Genomic DNA, 23,542 nt, shown 5'->3' with positions numbered 1-23,542 from the left:
AGACCGCATGACAGCCAGCATCGTCGGGTGGGCGCATACGCCGTTCGGCAAACTCGAGAGCGAAACCGTCGAGAGCCTGATCGTAAGGGTGGCGACCGACGCGCTGGCCGACGCCGGGATCGCCGCCGTCGATGTCGACGAGATCATCCTCGGGCATTTCAACGCCGGCTTCTCGCCGCAGGACTTTACCGCCGCGCTGGTGCTGCAGGCCGACCCTGAGCTGCGCTTCAAACCGGCGACGAGGGTCGAGAACGCCTGCGCCACCGGATCGGCGGCGGTGCATCAGGCGGTCAAGGCGGTGGCGGCGGGCGCCCGGATCGTGCTGGTGGTCGGCGTCGAGCAGATGACCCGAACCCCGGGTCCGGAGATCGGCAAGAATCTGCTGCGCGCCTCCTATCTGATCGAGGACGGCGACACCCCGGCCGGCTTTGCCGGTGTGTTCGGTAACATCGCGCAGAAATATTTCCAGAAATACGGCGACCAGTCCGACGCGCTGGCGCTGATCGCGGCGAAGAACCACGCCAACGGCGTGGCCAATCTCTATGCGCAGATGCGCAAGGACATCGGCTTCGAATTCTGCCGCGCCGAGGGCGAGAAGAACCCGTTCGTCGCGGGTCCCCTGAAGCGCACCGATTGCTCTTTGGTGTCGGACGGCGCCGCAGCCTTGGTGATCGCCGACGCCGACACCGCGAAGTCCATGGCGAAGGCGGTGACCATCAAGGCCGCCGCGCACGCCCAGGACTTCCTGCCGATGTCGAAGCGCGACATCCTGCAATTCGAGGGCTGCGGCGTGGCCTGGCAGCGCGCGCTGCAAGCCGCCGGCGTGACGCTGTCCGATCTGTCGTTCGTCGAGACCCATGACTGCTTCACGATCGCCGAGCTGATCGAATACGAGGCGATGGGGCTGACGCCGGCCGGGCAGGGCGCCCGCGCCATCAAGGAAGGCTGGACCCGCAAGGACGGCAAGCTGCCGGTCAATCCGTCGGGCGGGCTGAAGGCCAAGGGCCATCCGATCGGCGCCACGGGTGTCTCGATGCACGTGCTCTCGGCGATGCAGCTGTTGGGCCAGGCGCCGGACGGCATGCAGATCAAGGACGCCAAGCTCGCCGGCATCTTCAACATGGGCGGTGCCGCGGTCGCCAACTACGTCTCGCTGCTGGAGCCGGCGCGCTGAGCGCCGGTGGCGGCGGTATTGCGATAAAATCCGCGGCAAAAAAACTTTGTATCAGACCGCGTCGATCGCACGACGGGATGTTGTCGATGCAGATCGCCTGATGTAGCGTGATGCCCAAGTGGAATTACATTCCACACTGCGGAATGAGAGCAATGCGCCGCGACGCCCCGATGGGCGGGGCGACGCGAGCGCGACGGGCTCTCACAATCACGTGGAAAAAACATGGGACGACGCTCGGAACGCTTAAGCAAACAAGGCCTGATCGCCGGCGATCTTTCAGGAGAGGGCGACGTGATTCAGGTGGTGTCGCGCGCCTTCGACGTGCTGCGCTGCTTCGAGGGCCACGAGGCCCGGCTCGGCAATTTGGAAATCTCCAACCGTTGCGGACTGCCGCGCTCGACGGTGTCGCGACTGACCCACACCCTGACCCGGATGGGGCAATTGGTGTATCTGCCGCGCGATCAGAAATATCGCATCGGCCCGAGCGCGGTGGCGATGTCGACCGCAATGATGTGCGGGCTGCAGCTGCGGCATCTGATCCGGCAGCGGCTGCAGGAGGTCGCGGAACACATCCCCGGCACCATCGGTTTCCTGCTGCCCGACCGCTTCCATCTGGTCTATCTGGAATTCGCCCGGGCGCCGAACGCCTTAGGGCTGCATTCGATCACCGGCAGCCGGATCGCGATGACCCGTACCGCCGCCGGCCATGCCTATACCGCGGCGCTCGACGACGACGTCGCGGCGGCGCTGCTCGCCGAGATGGAGCGCGAGATCCCGCACGACGCGCAGGCCTTGCGCGAGCGGATCGAGGGCAACCGCGCGATGCTGCGCGAACGCGGCTATGTCACCGCCTGCGGGCTGTGGAGCCCGCATATCAACGGCATCGCCACGCCGATGTGGTCGCCGCAATATCAGAGCCATGTGGTGGTCACCATCGGGCTGTTGTCGGCGATGTATGACGAGCAGCGGATGCACGACGAGGTCGGGCCGGAACTGGTCAAGCTCGGCGCTTCGATCAGCACGCTGATCCACAACGCCGAAGGCGGGCTGTACGACAACGGCAGCGAACTGACGCTGCGCCCGGCGATGCCGCACAAGACCATCGCCACCGGGGAGAGTTACGGCCGGGAGGCGGCCACGCGGCGCAGCGCCGCGCCGCAACGGCTTCGCGCGGCAGACGGGCGGCGTGGATAAAGTCGCCGTGAGCGGGGCTGCGTTCGCAGAACCCGGGTCTTAACGCGGCGCCGTTATCCTGAGGTGCGCGCCGGGCAAACCGCTGATGCACGGAGTAGCGTATCGTGGCGCGCCTCGAAGGATGCGGCTCAAAAGCGTTGCGGCTGATCGCGGCTTGCGGCCCATCCTTCGAGACGCCCGGCTTCGCTCTACGAGCTACGCCGGGCTCCTCAGGATGACGTCGCGTTTGGAGTTGTCGCAGCAATCGCGTGGGGCAGACTACCCCGCCACGGGCTTCGGATGCCGCGCGATCAAGAGCACGATGATCGCGGCAATGATGCACAGCGCGCCTGCGGCGAAGAACGCCGGCAGATAGCTCAGCAGCAAGGTGCGCGACAGACCGGCGCCGAACGCCGCGGTGGCGGCGCCCAATTGATGCCCGGCGAAGATCCAGCCGAACACCAACCCGGCGCGCTCGACGCCGAATGTTTTGGCGGTGAGCCGCACCGTCGGCGGCACCGTGGCGATCCAGTCCAGCCCGTAGAACAGCGCGAACAGCGACAGGCCGTAGAACGAGAAATCGGAAAACGGCAGGAACAGCAGCGACAGCCCGCGCAGGCCGTAATACCAGAACAGCAGCCAGCGGTTGTCGTAGCGGTCGGACAGCCAGCCGGACATGATGGTGCCGAAGAAATCCAGAATCCCCATCGCCGCCAGCAGGCCCGCGGCCTGCACCTGCGGGATGCCGAAATCCGCGCACAGCGGAATGAGATGCACCTGGATCAGGCCGTTGGTCGAGGCGCCGCAGATGAAGAAGGTGGCGAACAGGATCCAGAACACGCGGGTCTTCGCGGCGTCGCGCAGCGTGCCCAGCGCCGCCGCCAGGATCGGCGCGTTGGCGGGCGGCGGCGCCGGCAATGGTTCGCTGCCGCGGTCGCCATACGGCCGCAAGCCGACATCGGTCGGCCGGTCGCGCATCGCCAGCACCACGCCGCAGGCGGCGATGGCGAGCGCCGCGCACAGCAGCAACAACGCGGCGCGCCAGCCGTAACGCTCGGTCAGCATCGCCAAGAGCGGCAGGAACACCAGTTGTCCGGTAGCGACGCTGGCGGTGAGAATGCCGACCACGAGGCCGCGGCGCTGCACGAACCAGCGCGCCGCCACCGTGGCGCCGAGCACCATGGCGGTGAGCCCGGTGCCGATGCCGACCGCGACGCCCCACAGCAGCATCAATTGCCAGAGCTGGGTCATCGCCACCGAGGCGATCAGGCTCAGTGCGATGATCAACTGCCCGGCGAGCGTCACGTTGCGCAGGCCGTAGCGGTTCATCAAGGCGGCGGCGAACGGCGCCATCAGCCCGAACAGGATGAAGCGGATCGACAGCGCCGACGAGATTTCCGCGGTGCTCCAGCCGAATTCCTGCTGCAGTGGCACGATGAACACGCCCGGGGCGCCGACCGCGCCGGCGGACACCAGGGCGGTGAGAAACGTCACCGCCACCATCACCCAGCCGTAATGGATGTCGCGGCGGGCGAGCATGGCGGCGAGCCAGGTCGAGATCATCAGGGGTCCTGCCTGGCTGCGCCGTCGCGACGGCGACGATCAATCTAATGACGGGTATCATATGATGCGCTGCGCAAGATGCAACCGGCGGAAGCGCGATAATGCCAACGGCCCCCTGAACGGCATCGGGTTTCGCCGGTGGGGCGGTTTTCAGCCGCAGGCAATGGCCGGATTTCGCCAAAAGACTGCAGCATTGGGCGGCGAATGGTGCCATTATATGATTTCAGACATTCAATGGACCGGCCATGCGCTATTCCAAGGACCACAAGCAGGACACCCACGCCCGGATCGTCAAAAGGGCCTCGGTGCGGCTACGCGAGAAGGGCGCCCACGGCGTCGGCGTCGCCGACCTGATGAAGGAGGCCGGACTGACCCATGGCGGGTTCTATGCGCATTTCGACTCCCGCGAGGCGCTGGTGGTGGAGGCATTCGGCTATGCGATGGACCGTTCCACCGCGCGCTGGCGCAAGCTCGCCGCCGAGCTGCCGCCCGCGCAGCGGCTGGCGGCAATCGTCGAGGCCTATCTCACGCCGTCGCATCGCGACGACCCCGGCCGCGGCTGCGTGGTGCCGGCGCTCGGCGCCGAGATCGCCCGCGAGAGCCCGAAAACCCGCAAGGCGTTCGCCGCCAAGCTCGCGGAGATGATCGAGATGGTGGCGGAGCAGATCGTCGACGCGCCGCCCGAGGCGGCGCGCCGCCAGGCCATCGCCACGCTGTCGACGATGATGGGCACGCTGCTGCTGGCGCGGATCGCCGGCCATGGCGAGATGTCCGAGGAGATCTTGCGCGCCGGCCGCGAGGCGGCGCTGCGCGCGGGCCATTCAGCGGTCAAGCCACAGCCGAGCCGCAAGGCCGCGGCCGACTGAGGCGTTTTTCGCAACGCCCGCATTCGCGTTCGCGGTTTGCCGCGGCTTCGCCCGCGCGATAGTCTGCCGGGGACCGGCGGCGGAAGCCCTTTCCAAACGCCGCAAAAGCCTGTTCAAGATAACCCCAAAATCAGCTTCTGGAGGAACGTATGCGCTCAATCGGGCATTTCATCGCTGGCCGCGAAGTGGCCGGAACGTCGGGCCGTTTCGCCGACGTGTTCGAGCCGATGACCGGCGAGGTGCAGGCGCGGGTTGCGCTGGCCTCCAAATCCGAGCTGCGCGCCGCCGTCGAAGATGCCAAACAGGCGCAGCTCGCCTGGGGCGCCACCAATCCGCAGCGCCGCGCCCGCGTGCTGATGAAATTCCTCGAACTGGCGCAGCGCGATTACGACAAGCTCGCCGAGCTGTTGGCGCGCGAGCACGGCAAGACCGTGCCGGACGCCAAGGGCGACATCCAGCGCGGCCTCGAAGTGGTGGAATTCGCCTGCGGCATCCCGCATCTGATGAAGGGCGAATATACCGAAGGCGCCGGCCCCGGCATCGACATCTATTCGATGCGGCAGCCCTTGGGCGTGGTTGCCGGCATTACCCCGTTCAATTTCCCGGCGATGATCCCGATGTGGAAATTCGCGCCCGCCATCGCCTGCGGCAACGCTTTCGTGCTGAAGCCCTCGGAGCGCGACCCCGGCGTGCCGATGGCGCTCGCCGCCCTGATGATCGAGGCCGGACTGCCGCCAGGCATCCTCAATGTCGTCAACGGCGACAAGGAGGCGGTCGACGCCATTCTCGACGATCCGGATATCAAGGCGGTCGGCTTCGTCGGCTCCTCGCCGATCGCACAATACATCTATGAGCGGGCGGCGGCGACCGGCAAGCGCGCGCAATGCTTCGGCGGCGCCAAGAACCACGCCATCATCATGCCCGACGCCGACCTCGACCACACCGTCGACGCCTTGATCGGCGCCGGCTACGGCTCCGCCGGCGAGCGCTGCATGGCGATCTCGGTCGCGGTGCCGGTCGGCAAGGCCACCGCCGACGCGCTGATGGAAAAGCTGATCCCGCGGGTCGAGAGCCTGAAGATCGGGCCGTCGACCGATCCGTCGGCGGATTTCGGCCCGCTGGTGACCAAGGCGGCACTGGAGCGGGTCAAGGACTACGTCAAGGTCGGGATCGAGGAGGGAGCGACGCTTGCGGTCGACGGCCGCGACTTCAAGCTGCAGGGCTATGAGAACGGCTTCTATATGGGTGGCTGCTTGTTCGACAACGTCACCAAGGACATGCGGATCTACCAGGAAGAGATTTTCGGCCCGGTGCTCAGCGTGGTGCGGGCGCACGACTACGCCGAGGCGCTGGCGCTGCCGTCGGATCACGACTACGGCAATGGCGTGGCAATCTTCACCCGCGATGGCGATGCCGCGCGGGACTTCGCCGCGAAGGTCAATGTCGGCATGGTCGGTATCAACGTGCCGATCCCGGTGCCGATCGCCTACTACACCTTCGGCGGCTGGAAGAAATCCGGCTTCGGCGATCTCAACCAGCACGGCCCGGATTCGGTCCGCTTCTACACCAAGACCAAAACCGTCACCGCGCGCTGGCCCACCGGCGTCAAGGAGGGCGCAGAGTTCTCGATCCCGACGATGAAGTGAGGTAGGATTAGCGTTCAGATCCCGGAGCGGTGCCATGGCAGAGACAACAACCCGAAGTCGTGTGCAAGAACTGGACGAGTCGTTCGAGCGCCGCGCTCGGGCCAACAATCGCACGTTCGAGCAGGAAGTCGAATTCCTGCTCGAACGCAAACAGCCTCTCACTCGGGAGGAGGGCGTGGCTGTTATTCGATACCTGCATTCCCGTTGCAACGGTATTCAGCCTTCCCTGACGCTCGATGAGATCAGGGAAGGCCTGATGTGACGACGCTGGTCATCGACGCCAGCGTCGCGGTCAAATGGCTTGTACCCGAAGAAATGTCGGATCTTGCAAGAGACATCTACGGCGCCGAAGACCGCCTGGTCGCGCCGCGGCTCATCATGATTGAAGTCGCGAACGCCCTTGCCCGCAAAACGAGGCAGGGATTGCTGAGTCAGCAGGAGGCAACGTATCACTTCGGCACATTGCCCGTATTGTTGCCGGACCTGGTCGACGTCGATGACCTGATCGAGCCCGCTTTGCGGAACGCCTGCGCGCTACGGCATCCGGTCTATGATCTGATCTATCTCGAAGCCGCGCGTCGGTTGGATGCGCAGCTGGTCACGGCGGATGTGCGATTTTTAGCGAAGCTCGCCGGCACGGAGCACGCCCGTTTTGTGACCCTGCTTTCCGATTGGCGGCCCGAATGAACAGCTTCGCCCTGACCGATGACCAACTCGCCGTCCGCGACATGGCGCGGGCGTTTGCTGCCGAACAGATCGCGCCGCACGCTTTGCAGTGGGATCAGGACAAGCATTTCCCGGTCGAGGTGCTGCGGCGCGCCGCGGCACTCGGCATGGCGGGGATCTACATCCGCGACGATGTCGGCGGCAGCGCGATGACAAGGTTCGACGCCGCCTTGATCTTCGAGGCGCTGGCGCAAGGCTGTCCCACGGTGTCGGCGTTCCTCTCGATCCACAACATGGCGTCGTGGATGATCGACGCCTATGGCAGCGCCGAGCAGCGCAACAAATGGCTGCCGAAGCTGTGCAGCATGGAGCTGATCGCGAGCTATTGCCTCACCGAGCCGGGCTCCGGCTCCGATGCCGCGGCGTTACGCACTCGCGCGGTGGTCGACGGCGATGCCTACGTGCTTAACGGCCAGAAGCAGTTCATCTCCGGCGCGGGAGCAGCCGGGCTCTATGTGGTGATGGTGCGCAGCGGCGGCGACGGCGCCTCCGGGATCTCCACCCTGGTGGTGGAGCGCGATACGCCCGGGCTGTCGTTCGGCGCCAACGAACGCAAGATGGGCTGGAACGCGCAGCCGACCTGCGCGGTGATGTTCGACAATGCGCGGGTGCCGGTCGCCAACCGGCTCGGCGACGAGGGCATCGGCTTCAAGATCGCGATGGCCGGGCTCGACGGCGGCCGCATCAACATCGCGGCGTGTTCGCTCGGCGGCGCGCAATCCGCGCTCGACAAATCGCTCGCTTACATGAAGGAGCGCAAAGCCTTCGGCAAGCGGCTCGACGAATTCCAGGCGCTGCAGTTTCACCTCGCCGACATGGCGATCGAATTGGAGGCCGCGCGCACCTTGGTGTGGCGCGCCGCGGCGGCGCTCGACCGCAAGGATCACGACGCACCGATGTTGTGTGCGATGGCGAAGCGGTTCGGCACCGATGTCGGTTTTGAGGTCGCCAACCAGGCGCTGCAATTGCACGGCGGCTACGGCTATCTTGCCGAATACGGCATCGAAAAAATCGTGCGCGATCTTCGCGTGCATCAGATCCTGGAAGGTAGCAACGAGATCATGCGGCTGATCGTGGCGCGCAGGCTGATCGAGGGCGCGCGATGAATGCCCCGCTGAACGAACCCGAACTGATCGTGCGGCGCGAGGGCACAGCCGGGGTGATCCGCCTCAACCGGCCGAAGGCGATCAACGCGCTGACGCTGGCGATGGTGCGCGGCATCGACGCCGCGCTCGACGGCTTCGCGGCCGATCCGGAGGTGGCCTTGGTGCTGCTGGAAGGCGCCGGCGAACGCGGGCTGTGCGCCGGCGGCGACATCCGCACGCTGTATGACAGCGCGCGCGCCGGCGGCGATCTCGGGCCGGCGTTTTGGCGTGAAGAGTATCTGCTGAACGCGCGGATCGCGCGCTTCGTCAAACCCTACGTCGCCTTGATGGACGGGCTGGTGATGGGCGGCGGCGTCGGACTCAGCGCCCATGGCAGCGTCCGCGTGGTGAGCGAGACCACCAGGATCGCGATGCCGGAGGTTGGCATCGGTTTCTTCCCGGACGTCGGCGGCAGCTATCTGTTGTCGCGCGCGCCGGGCGAGACCGGCACGTATTTCGGGCTCACCGGCGCGACCATGAACGGCGCTGACGCGATCTTCGCCGGCTTCGCCGATGCTTTTGTGCCGGCGCCGCAATGGCCGGCGCTGCGCGAGAAGCTCACGCAGGCGCCGCGCGGCGCGTCGGCGGGGCAGGTGCGCGGCATCGTTGCGCGGTTCGCAGCAAAGCCCGAACCGGGACCTGCCGAATTGCATCGCTCCCAGATCGATGCGGCGTTCGCCCATGACACGGTAGAAGAAATCGTCGCGGCGCTGTCGCGCGACGGCTCGGAGTTCGCGCAGGCCACGCTTAAGGCGCTCGGCGGCAAGTCGCCGACCAGCCTGAAGGTGGCGCTGCGGCTGCTGCGCAGCGCGCGCCTGGCGGCATCGCTCGAGGCCTGTCTCGCCGATGAGTATCGCGCTGCGCTTGAAGTGTTCGTCAGCGCGGATTTCGTCGAAGGCATTCGCGCCGCGGTGATCGACAAGGACCGCAACCCGAAATGGCAGCCGTCGCGGCTCGAGGACGTCACCGACGACATCGTCGCGCGCTACTTCGTTACGCGCGGCGCGCGAGAGCTGCGATTTCCGGATTAACGTTGCAACACGACGTGGAGGGGCAGGAATGAGCAAGGTTGCGTTTATCGGGCTCGGCAATATGGGTGGGCCGATGGCCGCCAATCTGGTGAAAGCCGGGCGCAGCGTCGCCGGCTTCGATCTGGTGGCCGCGTCATGCGCGGCGGCGAAGGCCGACGGCGTCAGCATTGCGGGCTCAGCCGTCGAGGCGGTCGCCGATGCCAAGGTGATCGTCACCATGCTGCCCGCCGGCAGCCATGTGGTGGCGGTATGGAACGAGATCCTGCCGCGGATCGCCGAGGGCGCGCTGATCATCGATTGTTCGACCATCGACGTCGGCAGCGCGATCCGCGCCCACGCGCTGGCGGCCAAGCATGAGATCGCGTCGGTCGATGCGCCGGTGTCGGGCGGCACGGGCGGCGCCAAGGCCGGCACGCTGACCTTCATGGCGGGCGGCACCCAAGCCGCGTTCGATGCGGCGAAGCCGGTGCTGGAATTGATGGGCAAGAAGATCGTGCATTGCGGCGGCGCCGGCGCCGGGCAGGCCGCGAAGATCTGCAACAACATGATCCTCGGCGTTTCGATGATCGCGGTCAGCGAGGCGTTTACGCTGGCCGAAAAGCTCGGGCTGTCGCATCAGGCGCTGTTCGACGTGGCCTCCACCTCATCCGGGCAGTGCTGGTCGTTGACCAGCTATTGCCCGGTGCCCGGGCCGGTGCCGACCTCGCCGGCCAATAACGATTACAAGCCCGGCTTCGCCGCCGCCTTGATGCTGAAGGATCTGAAACTGGCGCAGGAGGCGGCCAAGGCCGCAGGTGCGGCGACGCCGCTCGGCGCGCATGCCGAGGAGATCTTTGCGGCGTTCGCCGATGCCGGCCATGGCGGCACGGATTTTTCCGGTATCATCAACTATCTGCGCGCCCAGGCGGGGACGTGAGGTGGCTGATGGACACGGCGGCGCCTGAGCCTCTTACGGCGAGCACAACGCCGTCATCCTGAGGAGCCCGGCGAAGCGCGCAGCGCAAAGCGGGGCGTCTCGAAGGATGACGGGTAGAGCTGATTGCGCGGCGCATCCTTCGAGACGCCCGGCTCGTCCTGCGGACTTAGCCGTGCTCCTCAGGATGACGCCTTCGAGACGCCCGGCTACGTCCTTCGGACTTCGCCGTGCTCCTCAGGATGACGGGAGTGTATGTTGAAGCGTCACTAATTGAGCATCGTCGTAGCGATATCAAAATAACAAGTGCTGGGGGACGAGACATGACCACATTCCAAGACGCCCGCGCGTTTCTGCTGGCGCATCGCACCGACTACGCCGCCGCGGTGGCGAACTTTCGCTGGCCCGACCAAGCGTCGTTCAACTGGGCGCTGGACTGGTTCGACGCCGACCTCGCAACCGACCCGGCAAGCCGCGACCGCACCGCGCTGTGGATCGTCGATGCCGCGAGCGGCAGCGACACCAAATTGTCGTTCGCGGAATTGTCGCGGCGCTCCAATCAAGTGGCGAATTTCCTGCGCGCGCAGGGTCTCAAGCGCGGCGACCATCTGTTGCTGCTGCTCGGCAATGTGGTGCCGCTATGGGAGATCATGCTGGCGTCGATCAAGCTCGGCATCATCGTGATCCCGGCGACCACGCTATTGACGTCCGATGAACTGCGCGACCGGCTGCAGCGCGGCCGCGCCAAATTGGTGGTGGCGGCGCCGGACCAACTTGCGAAATTCGACGGCCTTGGTGGCGATGACCTCAAGCGCGTCGTGGTCGGCGAGGCGCAGCCGGGCTGGTTGCCGTTGGCGCAGAGCGCCGACTATCCGGACAGTTTCAGCCCGGATGCGCCGACCGATCCGGAGGAGCCGATGCTGCTGTACTTCACCTCGGGCACCACGGCGAAGCCGAAGCTGGTGCGGCACAGCCAGCGCAGCTATCCGGTGGGCAGCCTGTCGACGATGTATTGGCTGGGCTTGCAGCCCGGCGATATCCATCTCAATATTTCCTCGCCGGGCTGGGCCAAGCACGCCTGGAGCTGCGTGTTCGCGCCGTGGAATGCCGGCGCCACGGTGTTCGTGGTCAATCAGCCGCGGTTCGATGCCAAGAGCCTGTTGGCGACGGTGGCGCGCTGCGGCGTCACCACGCTGTGCGCGCCGCCGACGGTGTGGCGGCTGTTGATCCAGGAGAAGCTCGGCGACTACCAGGTGGCTCTGCGCGAGGTGTGCGGCGCCGGCGAGCCGCTCAATCCGGAAGTGATCGATCAGGTCAAGGCGGCGTGGGGCCTCACCATCCGCGACGGCTACGGCCAGACCGAGACCACCGCGCTATGCGGCAACTCGCCGGGACAAGTCGTGAAGATCGGCTCGATGGGCCGGCCGCTGCCGGGCTACCGGGTGATCATCACCGATCCCGACGGCAGGCCGGCGAAAGAGGGCGAGATCACCTTGAAGCTCGGCGCCGATCGTCCCGCCGGTCTGATGCAGGGTTATCAAGGCGAGGGCGGCGGTCTGAGCGGCGCCGACGGCGAACTGTATCGCAGCGGCGACGTGGCGTTCGCTGATGACGAGGGCTATCTCACCTTCGTCGGCCGCACCGACGACGTGTTCAAGTCGTCGGACTACCGGATCAGCCCGTTCGAACTGGAGAGCATCCTGCTCGAACATGATCTGGTGGCAGAAGCCGCGGTGGTGCCGAGCCCCGATCCGATCCGGCTGGCGATTCCGAAAGCCTATGTGATGCTGGTGGCCGGCGCTGCGCCGTCGCGCGACACCGCGCTGTCGATCTTCCGCCATTTGCAGGCGCGGCTGTCGCCATTCAAGCGGATCCGGCGCATCGAGATGGTCGACGATCTGCCGAAGACGATTTCCGGCAAGATCCGCCGCGTGCATCTGCGTCGGCTGGAGCACGACGACGATCGCGCAGACGCCGCACGCGGCCGCGAATTCCGCGAAGAGGACTTCGCCGAGCTGCAAAGCCCGCGCGGCGCGGCGCCGGCGGAGGGATAGGCCTCGCTCCACACGAGCCTCATGGTGAAGGCGCGAAGGGCGTGTCGCTGCGAGCACAACGCCGTCATCCTGAGGCGCTCGCGCGTTTCGCGCGAGCCTCGAAGGATGCGGCGGCAGGTGCATGGGGGCCATCCTTCGAGACGCCCGGCTTCGTCCTTCGGACTTCGCCGGGCTCCTCAGGATGACGCCGTTGTGTGTTGGCGCGCTCCACACCCGACGCAAAAAAAGCTTGGCGCTTCGCCACGACCTGTGGAATGTGCGTCGCAACAATAAACGTGACGGAGAGCACATGAGTTCGCTGGTGGAACGCGAGGCCTACCTCGCCATGGTGGGGCAGGAGGTCGGCGTCTCGGCCTGGCATCTGGTGGATCAGACGCGGATCGACGCATTCGCCGAGGCCACCGCGGATCATCAATTCATCCACGTCGATCCCCTGCGCGCGGCGCACGAAACCCCGTTCGGCGGCAGCATCGCCCACGGCTTCCTGACGCTGTCGCTGCTCAGCGTGTTCTCCTACGAGGCGATGCCGCGCATCCGCGGCGCCACCATGGGCGTCAATTACGGCTTCGATCGCCTGCGCTTCATCTCGCCAGTGCGCGCCGGGGCGCGGGTGCGAGGCCGCTTCACGCTGACTGAGGCGTCGATGCGCAAGCCCAACGAGATGCTGTCGCGCACCGCGGTTAGCGTCGAGATCGAGGGCGAGAAACGCTCGGCGCTGGTCGCCGACTGGCTCGGCCTGATCTATTTTGCGGCACAAGAAACCACGGTTTGAAACGGCGGGGACGGCACTCATGAGCATCAGATTTGACGGACGCGTCGCCATCGTCACCGGCGCCGGCAACGGGCTCGGACGCGCGCATGCGCATGCGCTGGCGGCGCGCGGCGCCAAAGTCGTCGTCAATGATTTCGGCGGCGCCCGCGACGGCTCGGGCGGCTCGATGACCGCGGCGGAGACCGTGGTCGAGGAAATCCGCGCGGCGGGCGGCATCGCCATGGCGGACGGCGCCGACGTCTCGAATTTCGAGCAGGTCAAGGCGATGGTGGAGATGACCAAGGCGGAGTGGGGCAGCGTCGATCTGTTGTGCGCCAATGCCGGCATCCTGCGCGACAAATCCTTCGCCAAGATGGAGCTGGCGGATTTTGCCAAGGTGATCGACGTGCATCTCAACGGCACTTTCTATTGCTGCAAAGCGGTGTGGGACGGCATGCGCGAGCGCAATTACGGCCGCATCGTGCTGACCACCTCGTCGTCGGGGCTGTACGGCAATTTCGGCCAGGCCAATTATGCCGCGGCGAAGACCGGCATGATCGGTCTGATGAACGTGCTCGCCGCCGAGGGCCGCAAGACCGACATCCGCGTCAACACCATCTCGCCGACCGCGGCGACGCGAATGACCGAAGAGCTGCTGCCGCCGCAGGCGCTTCAACTGTTGAAGCCGGAATCGATCACGCCGGCGGTGCTGTATCTGCTGAGCGCCGAGGCGCCGACCCGCACCATCATCGGCGCCGGCGCCGGCTCCTTCGCGGTGGTCAGGCTGATGGAGAGCGAGGGGCTGAACCTGCCGGAAGCCGAGTGGACGCCGGACGCCATCGCCGCGCGTTTTTCCGAGATTTCCGAAATGTCGCAGGCCCGCGCGCTGGACGGCGCGTTCCAGCAGACCGAGAAATACGTCACACAGGCCGCGGCGCGGCTGGCGAAGGGGTAGGGCGCACTCGCTTCCCACTTTTGCACGGCGTCATCCTGAGGCGCCTGATCTGCGCGCATGAGCGCGCAGATCAGGCCTCGAAGGATCGGCTGCGAGCAATCCTCGTCGTCATCCTTCGAGACGCCCCGCTTCGCCGGGCTCCTCAAGGATGACGAGTCAGGGCCGATCGAGATGGCGAGTCCTCGTTGCTCGCACCGCAGCGCGAAGTCGCATCGCTGATCTATCGGAATTGGCGATTTTACAAGCCGCGCATCAGCGTGCATAGCGTTGCGCGATGACGGACAGTTCGAACAGCGTGGCGATCATCGGCGCCGGCCCGGCCGGCCTGATGGCGGCGGAGGTGATTGCGCAAGGTGGTGGCCGCGTCATCGTCTATGACGGCATGGCCTCGGCAGGGCGCAAATTTCTGCTCGCCGGTCGCGGCGGGCTCAATCTCACCCATAGCGAGGCGCTGCCTGAGTTCATGGCGCGTTACGGCGCGGCGTTGCCGGATCTGCAAGGCGCGATCGAGCGTTTCCCGCCGCAGGCGCTGCGCGATTGGAGCGAAGCGCTCGGCCAGCCAACCTTTGTCGGCTCAAGCGGCCGGGTGTTTCCCGCCGCACTGAAGGCCTCGCCGCTGCTGCGGGCGTGGCTGCGCCGGCTGCAGACCCAAGGCGTCGAGCTGAAGCTGAAACATCGCTGGCAGGGCTGGGGCGACGACGGCGCGCTGCGCTTCGCCACGCCGGACGGCGAGCGTGCGGTGCAAGCCCGCGCCACCGTGCTGGCGCTCGGCGGCGCGTCGTGGCCGAAGCTCGGCTCCGATGGCGGCTGGGTCGCAACGCTGGCAGCCAGGCGCGTGGCGATCGCGCCGCTGAAGCCCGCCAATGGCGGCTTCACTGTGGCGTGGTCGCAGATCTTCCGCGATCGCTTCGCGGGCCAGCCGTTGAAAACCGTGGCGCTGTCGTTCGGCGGGCGCGTGGTCCGCGGCGAGGCGATGATCACCCGCAGCGGCATCGAGGGCGGCGCGGTCTACGCGCTGTCGGCGGCCTTGCGCGACGCGGTTCTCGCTGACGGCGCGGCGACGCTGCACGTCGCGCTGCGGCCGGATGTGGCGCACGAGGATCTGGTGGCGCGGCTGTCGACACCGCGCGGCAAGGCGTCACTGTCGAATTTCTTGCGCAAGACGGCGCATCTGGCGCCGCCCGGCCTCGGGCTGTTGCAAGAGGCGGCGATCGCGCAGGACGTGGCGTTGGCGGCGCTTGCGCCGGCCGAATTGGCGGCGCTGATCAACGCGGTGCCGATCCGGCTCACCGGGCTCGAGCCGATCGCGCGGGCGATCTCCACCGCCGGCGGCATCGCCTTCAGCGAGCTCGACGGCGATTTCATGCTGCGCAAATTGCCCGGCGTGTTCGCCGCCGGCGAGATGCTGGACTGGGAAGCGCCGACCGGCGGCTATCTGTTGCAGGGCGCGTTCGCCACCGGCGCCGCGGCGGGGCGCGGGGTGCTGCGCTGGCTGGCGCGGTGACGGCTTAGATATGGCGCGCCGGCCGCGGCACGGCTCACGCCGTTTCGAACGGCACGCTGACCGCGCTGTGCTGTTCCAGCCAGGCCGGCACCGGCAGGTTCTTCGATCGCATGAAATCCGGGTTGAACAGCTTTGACTGATAGCGCCCGCCATGGTCGCACAGGATGGTCACGATGGTGGCGCCGGGGCCGAGCTCGCGGGCCAGGCGAATGGCGCCGGCGACGTTGATGCCGGTGGAGCCGCCGAGGCACAGCCCCTCGTGCTGCAGCAGGTCGAAGATGATCGGCACCGCTTCGTCGTCGGCGATCTGGTAGGCGGTATCGATCACCGCGCCGTCGAGATTGGCGGTGACGCGGCCCTGGCCGATGCCTTCGGTGATCGAGGAGCCTTCGGAATGCAGCACGCCCGAGGTGTAATAGCTGTACAGCGCCGAGCCCAGCGGATCGGCCAGCGCGATGCGGACCTTGGGGTTTCTGGCCTTCAGCCCGAGCGAAACCCCCGCCAGCGTGCCGCCGGAGCCGACCGCGCAGACGAAGCCGTCGACCCGGCCCTCGGTCTGCTGCCAGATTTCCGGCGCGGTGGTCTCGATATGGGCCTGGCGGTTGGCGATGTTGTCGAACTGGTTGGCCCAGATCGCGCCGTTCGGCTCGGTCTTGGAGAGCTGCTCGGCGAGCCGGCCGGACAGTCTCACGTAGTTGTTGGGGTTGGCATAGGGCACTGCGGGGACTTCGATCAGCTCGGCGCCGTTCAACCGCAGCATGTCCTTCTTTTCCTGGCTCTGGGTCTCCGGGATCACAATCACGGTGCGGAAGCCGAGCGCGTTGGCGACCAAAGCGAGGCCAATGCCGGTGTTGCCGGCGGTGCCTTCGACCACCACGCCGCCCGGCCGCAGCGTGCCGCGCGCGATCGCGTCCTTGATGATGAACAGCGCGGCGCGGTCCTTCACCGACTGACCGGGATTCATGAATTCGGCCTTGCCGAGAATCGTGCAGCCGGTCGCCTCAGAGGCGCGCTGCAGCTTGATCAGGGGCGTGCGGCCGATCGCGTCGACCACGTCGTTGTCAATGTTCATGTGCTGGAAAATCTTGTCGGTTGGGGTGCGCCCCAACCTAGTGGACCGCGCCGGGTCGCACAAGCGAACAGCCGCGCGGGGGCGCCGCGCCGCCGGCTACTTGGCCTTGGCGAACACCACCTGGCGGACGTCGATATTGCCGGACAGGAAGCCGGCCTCGCAATACGCCAGATAATATTCCCACAGCCTGCGGAACCTCTCGTCAAAGCCGAGCGGGGTCAGATGCGGCCAGGCGGCGCGGAAATTATCTCTCCAGATCGCGAGCGTCTTGGCATAATCCTGTCCGAAGATCCGCTCGCGGATGACGGGAACGCCGAATTTCTCGCCGAGCGACTGCAACACCTGCGGCGAGGGCAGCATGCCGCCGGGAAACACATAGCGCTGGATGAAATCGACCTCGCGACGATAGGCCTGGAAGAACTTGTCCTGGATGGTAATGGCCTGGATGCCGACCAGCCCGCCGGGCAGCAGCCGGTCGCGCAATTGCGAGAAATATTTCGGCCAGAATTCCTCGCCGACCGCCTCGATCATCTCGATCGAGGCGATGCGGTCGTAGTGGCCGCGCTCGTCGCGATAGTCCTGCAACCGGATCTCGACCCGGTCGGCCAGCCCGGCGTCGCGAATTCGCCGGGTGGCGAAATCGCGCTGCTCGCGGCTGATGGTGAGACCGACCACGTGGACGTCGAAATGCTTTGCCGCATATTCCGCGAAACCGCCCCAGCCGCAACCGATCTCCAACAGCCGGTGGCCGGGTTTCAGATCGATCGCCTCGGCGAGCCGGCGATATTTGTTGTGCTGGGCGGCGGTGAGGTCGGTGGTGTGCTCCTCATACAGCGCCGAGGAGTAGGTCATGCTGGGATCGAGCCAGGCCGAATAGAACGCGTTGCCGATGTCGTAATGCGCGTAGATGTTGCGCCGCGCCTGCCGCCTGGTGTTGCGGTTGAACCAGTGCCGCACCCCCTGCACCAGCCGCATCAGCGGATTGTCGCCGAGCATCGCCTGGATCAGCTCATGATTGACGCAGAACAGATACAGGAACTGGGTGAGGTCGGGAGTGTCCCATTCCCGGTGCAGATAGGCCTCGGCGATGCCGATGTCGCCGCCGTTCAACAGCCGCGATGCAAAGCCATAGCCATATAGCGTCATCGCCGCGTCAGGGCCGGGTTCCAACCCGCCGAGCCGCACGGTGCGGCCGTCGGGCAAAGTGACGTCGAGCGTGCCGCGGCGCAATTTGGCGCCGAAGCCGAATGCCAGTCGTACCAGGCGGGGGAGATCGGAGAGTTCGTCGTCGACATTGTCGGGAGTGAGCACGATCAACCCGGGCATCGCAGTTCCGTCGATTTCAGTTGCTTGGCGTCCGACTTGTGCATCGCGCGATCGAATAACCTCGATATCGATCTTCATCTGGACCAGAGCACTTCCCATGATCCGGAATTCCGTCCGGTCGGGCTGACTTGTTGGGAGTATAATCACCGCGTCGCGCGATCGCCAAGCCGGGTTTCAGCGCTCGGGAGCCGGCCTTGGCACCAATCGCGCACCTTTGACCCAGAGCCGCAGCGCCTGCCAGTGGATCGCGCCGAAAATCTTCAAGGTCAGCGCCGGCAGGCCGAAGAACGCCCGCAGCAAGCTGCGGCTGGTGAGCGGCGCGCGGCGGCCGTTGAAGGTCGCGGCCAGCACCGCGCCTGCCGCGTCGGTTTCCAGAATCCGCAGCTTGACGCGTTCGCCGGGCGGCGCGATGCGGAAATGGTAGCGCATCGCCATCTCGATGAACGGCGAGACGTAGAATAATTTGTCCTGCTGCTGGCGGATGCCGGCGGCGTTGACCTCGTCCGGCTTGACCGGCAGCGCATAGGCGTGGATGTCGCCGAAGGTGTTGCGGACCTCGTAGATGATCAGCGCCAAGGCGCCATCGGCCCGATAGCAGAAATACACCGACAGCGGGTTGAAGGTGAAGCCGAACAGCCGCGGATAGCACAGCAGCAGCACCCGGCCGGCTTTGAGGTCGATGCCGTGGTCGTCGGCGCAGCGCTGTGCGTAATCGCGCAGCGAGGAGCCGTCGCGCGGGCCGTGGTCGGATTCGTGGAAGCTGTACAGCGCGCGGCGGTTGACGCCGAACAGCGCGGTCAGGCGGTCGGCGTCGTCGAGCCGGCCAAGGTCGATCAACAGGCTCATCACCCGGTAGGTGAAGCGATGCACCACCGGCTTGATCCGGGCGTGCATCACCTCACCGAAATACAGCACGGCGGGCGATTCGGCGGCGGCATTGGGATGGCGCGACATGATCTATTCCGCGGCCTCGGCCAGTTCCGGCTGCGGCGTGTGCCAGGGCACCGACGCACCCAGCGATTTGGCGACCGCGAGCCCGGAGCGCAAGCCGTCTTCGTGGAAGCCGTAGCCGGTCCAGGCGCCGCAAAACCAAGTGTGGCGCTGGCCCTGGATCTCGCCGAGCCGTTTCTGCGCCGCGAATGCGGCGGCATTGTAGTGCGGATGCTGGCACAGGTAGCGGCCGAAGGTCAGCGCCGGGTCCGGCGCGAAGGGCGGGTTGAGGCTGACGAACAGCGGCTTGTCGCCGGGGATCGGCTGCAGCCGGTTCATCCAGTAAGTGACAGAAATGTCGTTGACGCATTCGCTCTGCCGCGGCCAGCGCAGCACGTTCCACGCCGCCCAGGCGCGCTTGCGCTTCGGCATCAGCCGCGGGTCGCGGTGCAGATAGATCACGTTGTCGGAATAGCCGATGGCGCCGAGAATGCCGCGTTCCTCGTCGCTGGGGTCGCAGAGCATCGCCAGAGCCTGGTCGCTATGCGTGGCGATCACCACATGGTCGTAGCTGTCACAGCCGCCCTGGCTGTCGGCGACGATCACGCCGTGCGGGGTGCGTTCGACCGAGGTCACCGCGCAGCCGAGCCGGATCTGATCCTTGAACGACGCGGTGAGTTTGTCGACATAGCTCTGGCTGCCGCCCTTGACCGAGCGCCACACCGGCCGGTCATATTGCAACAGCCGGTGCTCGCTGAAGAAGGCCACGAAATTCTCGGCCGGGAAGGCCATGATCTGCGAAGCCGGCGCTGACCAGATCGCAGCGCCCATCGGCGCCAGATAATCGGTCAACAGCCGCGGCGCGAATTTGCGCTGCGCGAAGTACTCCGAAAGCGTCAACCCTTTGAGCGTGCCGGCGTCGAGGTCGGCGACGCTGCGTGCGTTGAAGCTGAGGATGTCGCGCAGCATCCGCAAATAGGACGGCGACAACAGGTTGGAGGGTTGCGCGAACAGGCCGCGGGCGGTTTCCGGCCAGCTGGTGCCGCCGCCCATCCATTCGAATCGCCCGGCATCGGCGGAGACCGCAAAGCTCATGTCGCTGGCCACGGTGTCGACGCCGAGATGCGCAAACAGCGCGGTCAGGTCCGGATAATTCAGTTCGTTATAGACGATGAAGCCGATGTCGACGGCGAGCGGCTCGCCGTCATAGTCGATGCGGATGGTGTGGCTGTGTCCGCCAACCCTGATCTCGCGATCATACACGGTGACGGGATATCGCTGCGACAAGGCCCAAGCGGCGGCGTTGCCTGCGATTCCCGTTCCCACAATAGCGACGCGCATTGCTAGCCCCCGTCCCCGATAATGCGTCAAATACGGCGCATCGCCGCTTGAGTTTCAACAATTTGCGTGGCCGGGTGACCGGGCGGGGCAGCGGCTAAATCCTCGAACGACAACATACAGATGAAATCTTCGTAAGATTTGCCACAACCACCGACCGCGTCAAGGTCGTGACAACCCAGCAAATACGCGGTCTTGCGACCGTCGCGGCGGGGTCGGCGCGGGTTTTCACCGGCCGTGAGGTGCAACAAGCCCTGTGCGCGCCGCCATCCGACCGCTACAATGGCGCAAGATTAAAAGAGGCGGTCCCGACTCACGTGGCGCAAATTGCACATCGAAGCGAAATGATCCGTTGCCGCCCGGTCGCGACCACGCGGGCTTGGGCCGCATGCGGCGTGAGGTCGCGGCGCGCATGACGACGGCTGCTCCCTTGATTCGACGGCTTGCCGGGACGGCGGCCGCGCTGGCGCTGGCCGCCGCCGCCGGCGGCTGCATCCTGACCCAGGATCTGCCGGACCCCGCACTCGAGGTGCCGGCCGGCTACAAGGCGGCGCGCGGCAATGCCGCGGCGGCGACGCCGGCTCTCGACTGGTGGCGCGGCTTTCGCTCCACCGAATTGACCCAGCTGATGGAGGAGGCACAGACCGTCAACCTCGACATCACCGCGGCCACCGCCCGGATCATCCAGGCCGACGCGCAGGCGCGGATCACCGGCGCGGCGTTGCTGCCGCAGCTTGGCGCCAATGGCGACGTGACCCGCTCGAAGAATTCGACCGCAAGCAGCAACAGCACCGGCAGCAGCGTCGGCGGCCGCGAGTTCACCACCTATTCGTCGTCGCTCAGCGCGTCTTATGAAATCGATTTCTGGGGCAAGAACCGCGACGCCACGCTGGCCGCCGAGGAAACCGCCAATGCCAACCGCTTCGACCGCGATGTCGTCGCGCTGACCACTTATGCCAGCGTCGCCAACGCGTATTTCCAGGTGCTGGCGTCGCAGGACCGGATACGCACCGCCAACGGCAACATCGCCAGCGCGCAGCGCATCCTCGACGCCATCAAGCTGCGGCTCAGCGTCGGCACCGGCAGCGATCTCGACGTCGCGCAGCAGGAGAGCGTGCTCGCCAATCAGCGCGCCGCGGTGCCGCCGCTGCGGCTGACGCTGGCGCAGAACATCAACGCGCTGGCGACGCTGGTGTCGCGGCCGCCGGAGGCGGTGCGGGTCAGCGGCGGCTCGCTCGACCGCATCGCGGCCCCCCGGGTGACGCCGGGGCTGCCGTCGGACCTGCTGACGCAACGCCCCGACATTCGCCGCCAGGAGGCCCAGCTCGCCTCCGCCACCGCCAATGTCGGCAGCGCGCGGGCGCAGTTCTTTCCCAGCATCCAGCTGACCGGGCAGGGCGGCTATCAGAGCGCGGCATTGGCGGCGTTGTTCACCCCGAACGCGGCGTTCTACAGCGTCGCCGCCGGCATCACCCAGCCGATCTTCGACGGCGGCAAGATCCTCGCCAATTTCGAGTACAATCAGGCGCTGCAGGACGAACTGCTGCAGACCTATCGCAAGACCGTGGTGTCGGCCTTCGCCGACGTCGACAACGCGCTGGAATCGATCAGGCAGAACACCGAGCGGCTGCGGCTGCAGCGCGTCGTGCTGGAGTCGTCGCGGCGCGCCTTCAATCTCGCCGAACAGCAGCTGCGTGCCGGCACCGCCGATATCGTCACCGTGCTCAACACTCAGCTGACGCTATTCCAGGCCGAGGACGCGCTGTCGCAGGCGCAATTGGCGCGGCTGTTGGCGATCGTCAGTCTGTATCAGGCGCTGGGCGGCGGCTGGCAGCCGCGAATGGAGAAGCCGGTCAATGCTCTTTAAGCCGGAAGCGAAGGTCGTCCCCGAGGTCGCGCCCGGCGTGGCTGCGCCGCCGCGCAAGCGCCGCCGGCTGCTGTCGCTGATCATCACCGCGCTGATTCTCTGCGGGCTCGGCTATGTGGCCTGGTATTCGTTTCAGCAGAAACAGGCCGCCAACCGGGTGCGCCCCGATCTGGCGGTGCCGGTGCTGGCGGCAACCCCGCGGGTTCAGGACGTGCCGGTGTATCTCGACGGCGTCGGTTCGGTGCGCGCGCTTAACAACGTCACCGTGCGGGCGCAGGTCGACGGCAAGCTGGTCTCGATCAACTTCAAGGAAGGCCAGGACGTCAAGCAGGGCGACGTGCTGGCCGAGATCGATCCGGCGATCTATCAGGCGCAATACGATCAGACGGTGGCAAAGAAGGCACAGGACGAGGCGCAGCTCGCCAATGCGCGGATCGACCTCACCCGCTATCAGCAACTCGCCGCCTCCAACGCCGGCTCCAAGCAGCAGGCCGACACCCAGCGCGCCACCGTGGCGCAGCTGGAAGCGCTGGTGCGCTCCGACCAGGCCGCGATCGACAACGCCGCGGCGACGCTGAGCTATACCAAGGTGATCGCGCCGTTGTCCGGCCGCGCCGGGCTCAGGCAGGTCGATCAGGGCAACATCATCCACGCCTCCGACACCACCGGCCTCGTGGTGATCACGCAGTTGCAGCCGATCGCGGTGCAGTTCAGCCTGCCGCAGCAGCAGATCGTCCGGGTCAACGCCGCCTCCGGCAAGGGGCCGCTCAACGTCGACGTGTTCGGCAATGACGGCGTCACCGTGGTCGACAACGGCATGCTGCGCGGCATCGACAACCAGGTCGATTCGACCACCGGCACGGTGAAGCTGAAGGCGGAATTCCCCAATGCCAGCTTCCAGCTGTGGCCCGGGCAGTTCGTCAATGTGCGGCTGAAGGTCGAGACGTTGCCGCAGGCTTTGGTGATCCCGAGTTCCGCGGTGCAGCGCGGCCCGGCCGGCACCTTCTCCTACGTGATCGGCGACGGCGACATCGTGTCGGCGCGGCCGGTCAGCGTGACGCAGCAGAACGAAACCGACGCGGTGATCGCCAAGGGCTTGTCCGCGGGCGAGCGCGTGGTCACCACCGGCTTTGCCAATCTGTCCGACGGCGCCAAGGTCAGCGTCGGCAATAGCGATCCGACGCTGACGCCGGATCTGGCGCCGCGCAAACGCCAGGGCAAGGGTGGCGGTGAGCGCGGCGAGCGCGCCAAGCGCGGTCAAGGCGCCGCGAGCGAAGGCGATCAGAAGGGTCAGACCGGCCCTGCGCCGGCGAAGGATGCCGCCGCGCCAGCCAGTGGGGCAAAGCAGCCATGATGCAGATCTCGCTCTCTTGAGCGCCTGGCCGAAAGGCGACCGATGAAGACCCGGCTTTTGACAGCGGCGCGGCATCCGCACCCTCGCCCCGTTTGCGGCAGGGCCATCGCGCTTAGCCTTTCGAACGGATCCGCGCACGGCTGCGGTCGGGATC

Annotated in this window: 20 protein-coding genes; 15 read left to right on the top strand and 5 right to left on the bottom strand. The window is 66.5% G+C overall.

Annotated features, from left to right (window positions below; all coding sequences use genetic code 11):
• Positions 1 to 7: 7 nt before the first annotated feature.
• Positions 8 to 1,174, top strand: a complete 1,167-nt coding sequence (locus VGC77_RS11970; RefSeq protein WP_331171790.1) for an acetyl-CoA acetyltransferase — start codon at positions 8 to 10, stop codon at positions 1,172 to 1,174.
• A 222-nt stretch (positions 1,175 to 1,396) separates the two neighbouring features.
• Positions 1,397 to 2,368 (top strand): IclR family transcriptional regulator, encoded by a 972-nt coding sequence (locus VGC77_RS11965; protein ID WP_331171789.1) that lies wholly within the window; start codon positions 1,397 to 1,399, stop codon positions 2,366 to 2,368.
• 258 nt (positions 2,369 to 2,626) lie between these two features.
• Here the strand turns inward: VGC77_RS11965 and VGC77_RS11960 are convergent, their stop codons facing one another.
• Entirely contained in the window at positions 2,627 to 3,910 is a 1,284-nt protein-coding gene (locus VGC77_RS11960) for an MFS transporter (protein ID WP_331171788.1), read from the bottom strand.
• Positions 3,911 to 4,155: 245 nt separating this feature from the next.
• Between VGC77_RS11960 and VGC77_RS11955 the strand changes: the two genes are divergently transcribed.
• From VGC77_RS11955 to VGC77_RS11905, 11 genes are all read left to right on the top strand, one after another.
• On the top strand, positions 4,156 to 4,776 hold the full coding sequence (locus tag VGC77_RS11955; protein WP_331171787.1) for a TetR/AcrR family transcriptional regulator: 621 nt from the start codon (positions 4,156 to 4,158) through the stop codon (positions 4,774 to 4,776).
• A 149-nt stretch (positions 4,777 to 4,925) separates the two neighbouring features.
• Positions 4,926 to 6,422 (top strand): CoA-acylating methylmalonate-semialdehyde dehydrogenase, encoded by a 1,497-nt coding sequence (locus VGC77_RS11950; protein ID WP_331171786.1) that lies wholly within the window; start codon positions 4,926 to 4,928, stop codon positions 6,420 to 6,422.
• A gap of 34 nt (positions 6,423 to 6,456) precedes the next feature.
• On the top strand, positions 6,457 to 6,684 hold the full coding sequence (locus VGC77_RS11945; RefSeq protein ID WP_331171785.1) for a hypothetical protein: 228 nt from the start codon (positions 6,457 to 6,459) through the stop codon (positions 6,682 to 6,684).
• The gene (locus tag VGC77_RS11940; RefSeq protein WP_331171784.1) at positions 6,681 to 7,109 is read left to right on the top strand and encodes a type II toxin-antitoxin system VapC family toxin; all 429 of its coding nucleotides are present in this window, start codon (positions 6,681 to 6,683) and stop codon (positions 7,107 to 7,109) included. Before VGC77_RS11945 ends, VGC77_RS11940 begins: the two co-directional genes overlap by 4 nt.
• Positions 7,106 to 8,254, top strand: coding sequence for an acyl-CoA dehydrogenase family protein (locus VGC77_RS11935; RefSeq protein ID WP_331171783.1), 1,149 nt, complete (start codon positions 7,106 to 7,108; stop codon positions 8,252 to 8,254). Before VGC77_RS11940 ends, VGC77_RS11935 begins: the two co-directional genes overlap by 4 nt.
• Positions 8,251 to 9,324, top strand: coding sequence for an enoyl-CoA hydratase/isomerase family protein (locus tag VGC77_RS11930; RefSeq protein WP_331171782.1), 1,074 nt, complete (start codon positions 8,251 to 8,253; stop codon positions 9,322 to 9,324). Before VGC77_RS11935 ends, VGC77_RS11930 begins: the two co-directional genes overlap by 4 nt.
• Positions 9,325 to 9,352: 28 nt before the next feature.
• Positions 9,353 to 10,240: a 3-hydroxyisobutyrate dehydrogenase gene (gene mmsB / locus VGC77_RS11925; RefSeq protein ID WP_331171781.1), complete on the top strand. Its 888-nt coding sequence runs from the start codon at positions 9,353 to 9,355 to the stop codon at positions 10,238 to 10,240.
• A 320-nt stretch (positions 10,241 to 10,560) separates the two neighbouring features.
• Positions 10,561 to 12,291 (top strand): AMP-binding protein, encoded by a 1,731-nt coding sequence (locus VGC77_RS11920; RefSeq protein WP_331171780.1) that lies wholly within the window; start codon positions 10,561 to 10,563, stop codon positions 12,289 to 12,291.
• A gap of 289 nt (positions 12,292 to 12,580) precedes the next feature.
• Positions 12,581 to 13,063 carry a MaoC family dehydratase gene (locus VGC77_RS11915; RefSeq protein WP_331171779.1) on the top strand — a complete coding sequence of 161 codons (483 nt, stop codon included), beginning with the start codon at positions 12,581 to 12,583 and terminating at the stop codon, positions 13,061 to 13,063.
• Positions 13,064 to 13,082: 19 nt separating this feature from the next.
• Entirely contained in the window at positions 13,083 to 13,997 is a 915-nt protein-coding gene (locus tag VGC77_RS11910; protein ID WP_331171778.1) for an SDR family NAD(P)-dependent oxidoreductase, read from the top strand.
• A 274-nt stretch (positions 13,998 to 14,271) separates the two neighbouring features.
• Entirely contained in the window at positions 14,272 to 15,501 is a 1,230-nt protein-coding gene (locus VGC77_RS11905) for a TIGR03862 family flavoprotein (protein WP_331171777.1), read from the top strand.
• 34 nt (positions 15,502 to 15,535) lie between these two features.
• Here the strand turns inward: VGC77_RS11905 and VGC77_RS11900 are convergent, their stop codons facing one another.
• The 4 genes from VGC77_RS11900 to VGC77_RS11885 form a co-directional block, all read right to left on the bottom strand.
• Positions 15,536 to 16,573, bottom strand: a complete 1,038-nt coding sequence (locus VGC77_RS11900; RefSeq protein ID WP_331171776.1) for a cysteine synthase A — start codon at positions 16,571 to 16,573, stop codon at positions 15,536 to 15,538.
• A 96-nt stretch (positions 16,574 to 16,669) separates the two neighbouring features.
• A complete protein-coding gene (locus VGC77_RS11895) occupies positions 16,670 to 17,899 on the bottom strand; it encodes a cyclopropane-fatty-acyl-phospholipid synthase family protein (protein WP_331171775.1) in 1,230 nt (409 codons plus the stop codon).
• A gap of 174 nt (positions 17,900 to 18,073) precedes the next feature.
• Positions 18,074 to 18,853: a DUF1365 domain-containing protein gene (locus tag VGC77_RS11890; protein ID WP_331171774.1), complete on the bottom strand. Its 780-nt coding sequence runs from the start codon at positions 18,851 to 18,853 to the stop codon at positions 18,074 to 18,076.
• A 3-nt stretch (positions 18,854 to 18,856) separates the two neighbouring features.
• Positions 18,857 to 20,170: an NAD(P)/FAD-dependent oxidoreductase gene (locus VGC77_RS11885; RefSeq protein ID WP_331171773.1), complete on the bottom strand. Its 1,314-nt coding sequence runs from the start codon at positions 20,168 to 20,170 to the stop codon at positions 18,857 to 18,859.
• Positions 20,171 to 20,579: 409 nt separating this feature from the next.
• Between VGC77_RS11885 and VGC77_RS11880 the strand changes: the two genes are divergently transcribed.
• Together VGC77_RS11880 and VGC77_RS11875 are read left to right on the top strand one after the other, a co-directional pair.
• Positions 20,580 to 22,034, top strand: a complete 1,455-nt coding sequence (locus tag VGC77_RS11880; protein WP_331171772.1) for an efflux transporter outer membrane subunit — start codon at positions 20,580 to 20,582, stop codon at positions 22,032 to 22,034.
• Entirely contained in the window at positions 22,024 to 23,388 is a 1,365-nt protein-coding gene (locus VGC77_RS11875; protein ID WP_331171771.1) for an efflux RND transporter periplasmic adaptor subunit, read from the top strand. Before VGC77_RS11880 ends, VGC77_RS11875 begins: the two co-directional genes overlap by 11 nt.
• The last annotated feature ends 154 nt before the right edge of the window (positions 23,389 to 23,542 follow it).

The sequence above is a fragment of the Rhodopseudomonas sp. genome (assembly GCF_036404135.1).
Taxonomy (GTDB): domain Bacteria; phylum Pseudomonadota; class Alphaproteobacteria; order Rhizobiales; family Xanthobacteraceae; genus Rhodopseudomonas_A.
Note: the sequence above shows the minus strand (reverse complement) of the source record. Positions and strands in the feature narration are given on the sequence as shown.

Bases quoted from the DNA above. Each gene is read 5' to 3' on its own strand.
- VGC77_RS11910 (WP_331171778.1), top strand. From the start codon at position 13,083: ATGAGCATCAGATTTGACGGACGCGTCGCCATCGTCACCGGCGCCGGC.
- VGC77_RS11960 (WP_331171788.1), bottom strand. From the start codon at position 3,910: ATGATCTCGACCTGGCTCGCCGCCATGCTCGCCCGCCGCGACATCCAT.
- VGC77_RS11890 (WP_331171774.1), bottom strand. From the start codon at position 18,853: ATGTCGCGCCATCCCAATGCCGCCGCCGAATCGCCCGCCGTGCTGTAT.
- VGC77_RS11900 (WP_331171776.1), bottom strand. From the start codon at position 16,573: ATGAACATTGACAACGACGTGGTCGACGCGATCGGCCGCACGCCCCTG.
- mmsB (WP_331171781.1), top strand. From the start codon at position 9,353: ATGAGCAAGGTTGCGTTTATCGGGCTCGGCAATATGGGTGGGCCGATG.
- VGC77_RS11920 (WP_331171780.1), top strand. From the start codon at position 10,561: ATGACCACATTCCAAGACGCCCGCGCGTTTCTGCTGGCGCATCGCACC.
- VGC77_RS11965 (WP_331171789.1), top strand. From the start codon at position 1,397: ATGGGACGACGCTCGGAACGCTTAAGCAAACAAGGCCTGATCGCCGGC.
- VGC77_RS11950 (WP_331171786.1), top strand. From the start codon at position 4,926: ATGCGCTCAATCGGGCATTTCATCGCTGGCCGCGAAGTGGCCGGAACG.
- VGC77_RS11945 (WP_331171785.1), top strand. From the start codon at position 6,457: ATGGCAGAGACAACAACCCGAAGTCGTGTGCAAGAACTGGACGAGTCG.
- VGC77_RS11930 (WP_331171782.1), top strand. From the start codon at position 8,251: ATGAATGCCCCGCTGAACGAACCCGAACTGATCGTGCGGCGCGAGGGC.
- VGC77_RS11970 (WP_331171790.1), top strand. From the start codon at position 8: ATGACAGCCAGCATCGTCGGGTGGGCGCATACGCCGTTCGGCAAACTC.
- VGC77_RS11935 (WP_331171783.1), top strand. From the start codon at position 7,106: ATGAACAGCTTCGCCCTGACCGATGACCAACTCGCCGTCCGCGACATG.
- VGC77_RS11885 (WP_331171773.1), bottom strand. From the start codon at position 20,170: ATGCGCGTCGCTATTGTGGGAACGGGAATCGCAGGCAACGCCGCCGCT.
- VGC77_RS11905 (WP_331171777.1), top strand. From the start codon at position 14,272: ATGACGGACAGTTCGAACAGCGTGGCGATCATCGGCGCCGGCCCGGCC.
- VGC77_RS11895 (WP_331171775.1), bottom strand. From the start codon at position 17,899: ATGCCCGGGTTGATCGTGCTCACTCCCGACAATGTCGACGACGAACTC.
- VGC77_RS11955 (WP_331171787.1), top strand. From the start codon at position 4,156: ATGCGCTATTCCAAGGACCACAAGCAGGACACCCACGCCCGGATCGTC.
- VGC77_RS11915 (WP_331171779.1), top strand. From the start codon at position 12,581: ATGAGTTCGCTGGTGGAACGCGAGGCCTACCTCGCCATGGTGGGGCAG.
- VGC77_RS11875 (WP_331171771.1), top strand. From the start codon at position 22,024: ATGCTCTTTAAGCCGGAAGCGAAGGTCGTCCCCGAGGTCGCGCCCGGC.
- VGC77_RS11880 (WP_331171772.1), top strand. From the start codon at position 20,580: ATGACGACGGCTGCTCCCTTGATTCGACGGCTTGCCGGGACGGCGGCC.